The following is a 9,042-nucleotide window of genomic DNA, read 5'->3' on the forward strand; positions in this document are numbered from 1 at the left end:
CCCCTTACCCAAGTTTTACGCCCTTCAGAATGAAGCGTTTAAGAAACCAAATGGTATATTCATTCCCTTCAATACCCAAATTCAAAATGAACTGCTGACTTTAAAGTTAATGAACAATTACTGCTGGAAAGAACCGGATGATCAGTCCTTTGCATCTTTACTGGTATCAGAATGTATGTGGGTCGTTTTCTGGGTTGAACTCTCGAATAAGAAAAGCCATGATGAATATCAAACATTTATAGATAATCATGCTAAAGAGCAGCAATCTTTGGGGAGATTCCCACGTCGTATTTTCAATAAACTTTTACCATTGAAGCAATACTTGATAGTTGAAGAAATTATAAGCGATGATAGTAAACTGGCCGTGTGGTTAGCAGCCCTATTTCTGTTGGTCTGTTTGCTTAACTGTATGAGCCTCATGATAGCCAAGTTTGATGCCAAATCAGGTGAAATCGGATTACGTCGTGCTGTCGGAGCAAGCCAACAGGATATTGTCAAACAATTTGCAATTGAGTTATCAGTGATCGGTTTCGTGGGTGGGTTACTGGGATTGTTGCTTGCAAAGCTTGGGCTTATTGCCGCAGCCAACACATACCATTACCTGCACTCAGGGCTAATGCAAATGAACTCTCAACTAACTCTTGGCACAGTACTATTGGCGGTTATATCGAGTTTAGTGTTTGGCCTTTATCCAATCATCAAAGCAAGTTACATGCAGCCCTCCAGCCAACTTAAAAGCTTATAGGATAAAGAACATGCGTGATTTTTTACCCATAGTAAAAACATTTAAAAAGAAAAAAACGACCCCTGTTTTATTGGCATTTCAAATTGCTGTTACATTCATGGTACTTGTCAATGCCATTTATATGATTTCAGAACGAAACGACTTAATCGCAAGCCCTGTCGGCGTCGACATTAAAAATACACTTACCGTCTTTACTAATTTATCTGACGAGCACGGTGATTTAGTCAATCAACTAGAAGACGATTTACTTGCACTAAAAAATATTCATGGCGTCATCAACGCCGCGCCAATGACAGCACTTCCGCTTGAAGGCTGGGGGTCTTATATTGAGTTTAAACTCGTACCCGATGAAGAATATGTTGCCTTTGGCGGATACTTTGGCTCAAACGAGGACGTGATTGATGCGTTAGGGCTTACCTTAGTCGCTGGTGAAAACTTCTCCCCTTCTGATATTCAAACGGCTGAGCGAGATGGTATATATAAGCCCGCAAAAATACTGATAACCAGAGCCTTGGCTGAAAAAATATCTCCCGATGATTGGCGAGACATACTCGGTAAAAATATATACTTCTATAAACAACCTCACGAGGTGATTGGTATCATTGAGCGATTGCAAAATGCATGGAGTTCTTGGAGTGCTGTTGAATACACCGTAATTTCGTCGGTACGTGAGTCAAACCATAGCCAACGTTATATAGTTCGCGTTGAACCTGATCAAATGGACTACGTCATAAAAGCGATACCGGCAGCTTTACTCACACATGCTTATAAACGCATAGAAACAATTGAGCCTTTAAGTGAAGTGAAAAAACGCAGTTATCAAGAAGACTTAGCAACCAACCAATTACTCACATCGGTCTGTATTGGCCTCACCATCATTACCCTATTTGGGATCTTAGGTCAGGCTAGGTTTACAATTAACAGACGAGTAAAACAAATTGGCACACGACGTGCGCTTGGTGCCAGTAAATCTCAAGTAGTGCGTTATTTTATGCTAAAAAATGCCATCATCTCAACCGTAGGTGTGGTTATTGGCATACTCACCGCCATCATATTAAACAACCAATTTGTGGAACTACTTGCAATCACACCTGTCCCGCTAAACTTTTTACTGTTCGGCGCTATTGCGATTGTGTTGCTTGGACAAATCGCAGTCGCTTATCCTGTTAGTCAAGCGGCCAAAGTGTCTCCCGCAATCACAACCAGAGGTGCGTAAGCTCTCTCCCCTAGCAGCCTTAATTATGCTAGGGGAATGCGTTTTTTAATGAGAATTCAGTTTTTGAAGTAAGTGCAGTTTTTTGAATATATTCAGCGTACTCTTACTATGCCAAGAGACGGAATTAACAATACCTCACAAATGAAAAGTTAAGGATAATAGCCTTATTGTATTTCGTATTCGCACAGTTTGTTTCCTGACCAAAAAATAGTGCATACACTAAACTACCCACGACCTATACAGTTAACTTCTTTACTAGGCTTGCTGTAGCACATATCTGTCGCTGGCGCATCCAATGACGTTGATGTTGCGAATACATTAAATGGCGCATGTGCCCTTCAGTCATTTAATGATGTACAGTGCTGGGATGAGTTACCCGCTTCGACAGACCCTACTGCCCCCAAAACAACATCACCCCTTAAAGTCATATTTTAACGAGTGATATGAATGAGAGACTATAAGCCACATACCTCGAATGTGGCTTATTAGATGGTATGCACCGTGATGTAGCTAATAGGCAAAAGCAAACAGAGATAGCTGCTAACGGTGAAGCACAGTCAATGGATCACCTTTAGCTCTTGGTAACACCTTTAGTCTCACTTGCGCTAAACGCTAATATGTCGCCAGGCTGGCATTCTAAGTAATGACAAATAGCCGCTAATGTTTCAAAGCGAACCCCTTTGACCTTGCCGCGTTTAAGTAACGATAAGTTAGCTTCGGTGATCCCGATGGCTTTAGCTAACTCTTTAGAGCTCACTTTTCGAATCGCTATCATCACATCTAAATTTACAATAATTTCCATAAGCTAAATAAACTCTTTATTTTCAGCTTCGATTTCTTTGGCTGCTTTAAGTAAATACACAATCACTAGCATCAACAAAATAGTGGTGATCTCATTGAAATCAACCGTCAGCTCGATACTGACAGTGTCTTGAAAGTGTCGCGCGTAGTTACCTATCAGTAGCGTATCAATAATGTCCAGTATAAAACTTGCCAGTTTTAGCCACACTAACCATAAGTAGCAATGCATTGAATCGGGTCCAAAAAATTGCCCTTGTTGATAATGACTCAGTAATTTTTGCAACCAATAAACACCAAGAAGAAAGCTAAGTAGTAATGGCAGTTTCGATGCCAGCAGAAAGGGTTGACTCGCTGACGGGTTATCCCAAAGCGCAAAGAACAAAGCACTAGAATTAAAATAAATTTTATCGTCTATAAAGTAACCATAAGCAAGGTAAAAAATCACAGTGGTTGCTGCCAGTAATATTAATACTCTTAATAACCTGCTCATTCTCATAAGCTTTTGCATACTTACATTCATTTATTGCTCTTTATTCCTCAAAATACTTAATGCAATAGTACCACACAATAATAAAACATTACAAAACAATATAAAATTATCGTTTTACAATAATTATTTTTTGTGTAACTATACTTCCAAGTTACTTATCACTCTTTCAGCATGAGTAAAAACAGCGAGAATCTAATTATGATCACCAAATACTTACTACCAAGCTTAATCATCGGCGCTTTATCGTCAGCCGTTACTCCACTGGTTTATGCCAGCAACTTAGAAGGTAACATTACTAAAAATCAGGTAAATACAACGTTGATCCCGATGGCGGACTTTTTTAATAAAAGTTTAGTGAGCGATATAAAGTTGTCGCCATCAGGCCATTGGATAGCTTTTCTTAAAGAGTTAAATGGCGCACAGAATATTTTTCTTGTGCGTAAAGGGGAACCATTAACACACGCTTACGCAGTGACTCAGTCTAAGGATCCCATTAATAGTTTTCAGTGGTCAAAAAATGATGACAGCCTCTTTTTCCTTAAAAATGACAATGGTAACGAAAAGGATCAAATTCATCATTTAACATTTGGCAAAAACAAATCTCAAGAAGAAGTGCATCTTAAACTGCTCACTCAAAACAAAGATGCAACGTACGCTTTGTTAGGCCAAGTTAAAGAGATGCCTAATCAACTAATCGTGATGTCAAATCAAGATGAAAGTGGTCAGCTAGATATTTTTCATTTAGATGTCATAACCGGTAAGCTAAAAAAAGTACTTGAAAACAAAAAAGGATTTCGTTCACTATCATTTAACAGTCAAGGTATTCCAATGATTGCCGTCAGCGCCAACAGCGACAATACCAGTACACTTTATGTAAAGAATAAGCATGAATGGCAAGCGGTATTTGACACCGCTTTTGGCGAAAACATGACTTTATTAAAATATGATGAAGCTAACCATAAAGCCTATTTAACGGGTGATATTCAAAAAAGGGATAAGCAAGAACTCTTATCATTTGATTTTAAAACACAGTCATTTACTACGCTTCATCAAGATCCTGAAAATCAATCAGACGTATATAAGGTTGAGTTTAATGATGATAACCAGCCCATAGCCGTGTCATATTACGGTGGACACTTACGTACTTATCCATTAACCCAAGCGTTTGCTCAACATTGGACTAAAATCAACAGCTATTTTAACGACACGGTTGAAATTAGTGTTAAGTCAATGAATAAAAAAACGGGGCAATGGCAAATTACCGTCGGCAGTGATATTAAAACTGACCGTGATTACAGCTACGATGTGAATACGCAAAAACTGCATGCGCTCCTAAACCAAAAGCCGGCAATTGCCCCTGAACGTTTATCAAAACGCCAATCAATCAATTATCAATCTCGCGACGGTGTGAACATTCAAGCCTATTTAACGCTACCCAAGAACAAACATAAAAACCTGCCCACAATTATATTGCCACATGGCGGACCTTGGGTACGAGATTATTGGACATTAAGTTCAGGATATTTCCACCCGGTAGCCCAATTATTAGCGAACCGGGGTTATGCGGTATTACAGCCAAATTTTAGGGCTTCAACAGGCTTCGGTAAAAAATTTCTAAACGCAGGAAATAAAAACTGGGGGCTTGGTAATATGCAGCATGACTTAACTGATGGCGTTAATTACTTAGTTAAACAAGGTATCACAGACAAAAGTCGGGTTGGCATTATGGGCGCCTCTTATGGCGGATACGCGGCATTAGCAGGTGTCACGTTTACGCCTGATATATACAAAGCAGCCGTATCATACGTAGGGCCATCAAGCTTAATTACCTTAGTTGAGTCTTTCCCGTCGCACTATCGTCCTTATTTAGGTCAATTTTTCAGTGCCGTTGGTGACCCTGAAGTGGCCGCAGATCGAAAAGATATGAATAGCCGCTCGCCCATTAACTTTGTCGACAACATTAAAACGCCATTACTTATTGTACAAGGTGCAAATGACCCAAGAGTTACCCAGCTTGAGTCTGACAATATTGCTCGTGTAATGCATAAAAAAGGTTTACCTGTTGAATATATTTTGGCAAAAGACGAAGGTCATGGCTTTCTCAAGCGTGACAATAAACTGGCATATGTTATGGCAATGGAACAATTTTTCGCTAAACATTTAGGTGGAAAGACCAGTAAAAAAACATCAACAGAGATTGCAACGCACCTTAAAACATTAAAAGTTGACCTAAGTAAACTGTAATTTAATCCATGTATCTGGCCGTAGGTGTTTAGCTTCACACACGAGACAATTCAGGCAATATACATCCATTGAAATAGCGTCGTTTACCACGAAAACGATGCTATTTTATCTCCCATCAGCGTTTTATCCAATATAAAAGCGTTGGCAAATCACTGATAAAGTTGGTTCTGCGGTTACTGACCGCGTATTACCTAAAAATCTATTTACGGGCGTTAAACCGTATTGCCCATGATACTCGAATAAAACACCATACATAAAACTGGCGCACTTTATACCTGTGCTCACTTGATTCACAACAGCTGAAAAAACACGGGCACAAGTGCGCATTGCGTTAAGGAGACAATCACATTGATAAAACCTAGAGCAGCCATGAAATATGTGACTTATATTCAACTAAATACAGTACTATAAGGTAAACAATGAAAATCACTCTGTAAAAAATCACCTATGTATTTTGGGGAACTATAATGATCAAACTTTATGAACTGGCAGGTAAGAACAACCTTATTTTTAGTCCTTACTGTTGGCGAATTCGCTTAGCTTTACTCCATAAAAAAGTGCGTTTTTCTAATGAAGAGACAGCTTTTATCGACATCAAAAATATACCTAACGGCAATTTCAAAACAGTACCTGTTTTGCTCGACGGAGACACCGCTATGAGTGACTCTTATAAAATTGCCGAATATTTAGATGCCACGTACCCAACCCAACCTTCATTATTTACCGCTAATGAACTTTGCGCTTTTTCAACATTTATTGATGGGTGGGCAAACGCGCTACATTCAGACATTGCGAAAATAGCGATAGCTGATATCTACACTCATTTACAAGAAAAAGATAAGCCATACTTTAAAACCTCACGTGAAGCATTTTTTGGCGATACACTAGCGGAAATTCAATCCAAGAAAGGAGATACTGCAAAAATAACTTTGCTGGCCAAGCTGACTGTGCTTGATAAATACCTCGATAAATTTGAGTTCCTCGGCGGGGCTACCCCACTATATTCAGACTTTATTGTATTTGGCACTTTACAATGGCTATTGTCTACAAGTAACACATTTCAAATGTCTGACTTTAGCCCCGCCGTCCAATCATGGTTTCTTTCTTTGAAAAAAATCTACGATATAAATAACTAACACCAACAATGCTCACATCTATAAAGGGTCGTAGTGCAGTGGCACTACACTACGCATCCTATTCCTACAAGTGATGTTATCGTAACGATACATCACTCTATGGCTGTTTTCCTTATAAAATAAGAATTAAAGCAAGCGGGCTGATAATAACGCAGCCTATTCCATATCCCCAACAACGCTGCGCGTAAGTATATTGGTGTTTCACACTCACACCGAAAAGAGGTCGCAGCGCATCAAAGCGATAAATTACTGAGAATAGCGCTGTACACACAGCAAACGTACCGCCAATAATTACCAAAGCTTCTAATGCTGCACCGAGTTGCCAAGGCGTTATCCAAAAGGCTAACGCAATGACAACACTCTGATGCAATATATAAAATGGAAATACCGCTTTATTCAAAATAGGTAAAAAACGATGATTGTGATTCAAAAAACGCCCGGCTAATGCCAGCATTAAACTGACCCCTATCAGCCCTTGCGTCACATACACTAGATTCAGCACTTCTATTTGCCACTGTTCCGCCTCTGGGTTTTTCCATATTTGAACATATCCAATCAATATCAGAAGATAACCAGCAATAAAAACCAGCAACAAAGATTGCCAATGGTGTTTCAAGCATTGAAATAAACTTGATTGCCTGGCGAGCATATATCCATACAGTAAAAATACAAACCCTAGCCCGTAACGAAAATACTCACTTTCACTATAGAATTTCAATAACCATATTGGGCATATCAAACATAAAAATAATACACAGCGTGATTGCTCAAAAACAGGCGAAAATAACCGTGACAAACGGCGACTATGTAAAAACGGTAATAGCACTAAAAGTAACAGTGTAAATTGCCATAATGACCTTAAATACCAGAGGTGGTTTACATCTACATGAGGCCATATACCGGCTTGATAGTCTTTAAATATCGGACTAGATAAGTCGACAAATTGTACAATAAAATCACTAAACGTTATTTTCAACCCAACTTCTTGGCTCATTTGAGCATAAAGCTGCACGGGTACGACAAGCCACACTCCAACAAGTAACGGCAATAGTATCTTCACTGTACGCGTAACAACGAAATGTCTTAACGAGTATTTTGGAACCAAATACCTGAGTGCAACCCCTGAAATAAACCAAATAAGCGCCATTCTCCAGGGTGAAAAAATCAGCATCACATACTCGACGAGCTCCGTTAAATAAGCACTTTTGTAGTGAAACGACCAATTTAGGCTATACACCATGCCTGAGTGATAAAATATTAAAGAAATAAATGCCAATATACGTAGCCAATCCAAATCGTAGCGTCGAGTAGAAAACGCATGCTCAACATCAAATATCACCAACCAGGGGTGAAACAACTTCGTTACCACACGACTAAACAGTCTTTTCATGACGTACTTTTTATCAATTAAACGGACCTTCAGTATCAACAATCGCTGAATTATATAAACCATAGAGTGCTTATAAAACAATGAGTAGGGATAAACGGTGGCATACAGGGATAAGATAGTTGGTAATGTACCCACTCCTTGATATGCTCAATACCTCCTGTTTTTAAAAGTGAATTTATGCCAAGCCTCAATCACATACAAAACTATCAAGAACGCTATATGTGGCTCCTTCTCTGCGGGTATATTTTTATCAATAATACCATTAACGCTACATCAAATATTATGGAGGCTCAAAGGGAGTCAAGTTTGTCATTTACTTGGTGGGAACCCTTTGTGTGGGAATACTCAAGTGCGGTAAGTACCTTAGCTGTGTTACCTGCAATTGTATGGTTACTAAAAACTTTTCCATTTAACTGGCAGAGAATATGTTCATCTGTATTGCGCTACTTCCTAGCATCGGTTCTATTTAGCCTAGCGCATGTATTCATTATGGTTATGCTGCGTAAATTAATTTACTTTGCACAAGATAGATATTATGACTTTGGTGTTTTATGGTTTGAACTAATTTACGAATACCGTAAAGATTTATGGGGGTTCATCTTCCTCATTTTTGTTATTAAAGCCTACAACTACATCATCTCGCAACTCTGTGGAGAAGCAGCACCTATTCTAGAAGGCGAAGAACCTACCACGCCACAATATGATCGCTTACTTGTCAAAAAGCTTGGGAAAGAATTCATTGTTAAAGTAAATGAAGTTGATTGGCTCGAATCATCAGGTAATTATGTTAATTTGCATATAGGGGCGCGTATTTACCCCTTGCGAGCAACATTAACACAACTTAGCGCCCAATTAGCACCGCAAGGGTTTTGCCGTATCCATCGCTCATACGCAGTACGCCTTGATGCCATTGACTCTATTACCTCTCTACCCAGTGGAGACAGCGAAATACAACTGCATACAGGTAAAGGTCTTTCCCTTTCACGTCGCTATAAAGAACAATTTAAAGCGCAACTAAAG

At 39.2% G+C, this 9,042-nt stretch carries 8 protein-coding genes; 5 read left to right on the top strand and 3 right to left on the bottom strand.

From position 1 onward, the window contains the following. A partial coding sequence (locus J8L97_RS21655) for an ABC transporter permease (RefSeq protein WP_211052714.1) occupies positions 1–745 on the top strand: 745 nt, incomplete at its 5' end. 10 nt (positions 746–755) lie between these two features. Next, the gene (locus tag J8L97_RS21660) at positions 756–1,961 is read left to right on the top strand and encodes an ABC transporter permease (protein WP_211052715.1); all 1,206 of its coding nucleotides are present in this window, start codon (positions 756–758) and stop codon (positions 1,959–1,961) included. Between the two features lie 571 nt (positions 1,962–2,532). Here the strand turns inward: J8L97_RS21660 and J8L97_RS21665 are convergent. Continuing rightward, positions 2,533–2,763: a helix-turn-helix transcriptional regulator gene (locus tag J8L97_RS21665; RefSeq protein ID WP_211052716.1), complete on the bottom strand. Its 231-nt coding sequence runs from the start codon at positions 2,761–2,763 to the stop codon at positions 2,533–2,535. 3 nt (positions 2,764–2,766) lie between these two features. Then, positions 2,767–3,282, bottom strand: coding sequence for a DUF2975 domain-containing protein (locus J8L97_RS21670; RefSeq protein ID WP_211052717.1), 516 nt, complete (start codon positions 3,280–3,282; stop codon positions 2,767–2,769). A gap of 168 nt (positions 3,283–3,450) precedes the next feature. Between J8L97_RS21670 and J8L97_RS21675 the strand changes: the two genes are divergently transcribed. Further along, positions 3,451–5,496, top strand: coding sequence for a S9 family peptidase (locus J8L97_RS21675; RefSeq protein WP_211052718.1), 2,046 nt, complete (start codon positions 3,451–3,453; stop codon positions 5,494–5,496). 467 nt (positions 5,497–5,963) lie between these two features. Continuing rightward, on the top strand, positions 5,964–6,632 hold the full coding sequence (locus J8L97_RS21680; protein ID WP_211052720.1) for a glutathione S-transferase N-terminal domain-containing protein: 669 nt from the start codon (positions 5,964–5,966) through the stop codon (positions 6,630–6,632). 112 nt (positions 6,633–6,744) lie between these two features. Here the strand turns inward: J8L97_RS21680 and J8L97_RS21685 are convergent, their stop codons facing one another. Then, positions 6,745–8,022, bottom strand: coding sequence for an acyltransferase family protein (locus J8L97_RS21685; RefSeq protein ID WP_211052722.1), 1,278 nt, complete (start codon positions 8,020–8,022; stop codon positions 6,745–6,747). A 177-nt stretch (positions 8,023–8,199) separates the two neighbouring features. Between J8L97_RS21685 and J8L97_RS21690 the strand changes: the two genes are divergently transcribed. Continuing rightward, the coding region (locus J8L97_RS21690; RefSeq protein WP_211052724.1) for a LytTR family DNA-binding domain-containing protein at positions 8,200–9,042 on the top strand (843 nt) is incomplete at its 3' end.

The sequence above is a fragment of the Pseudoalteromonas sp. MMG012 genome, assembly GCF_018100875.1.
In the GTDB taxonomy this organism is placed as follows: domain Bacteria; phylum Pseudomonadota; class Gammaproteobacteria; order Enterobacterales; family Alteromonadaceae; genus Pseudoalteromonas; species Pseudoalteromonas aurantia.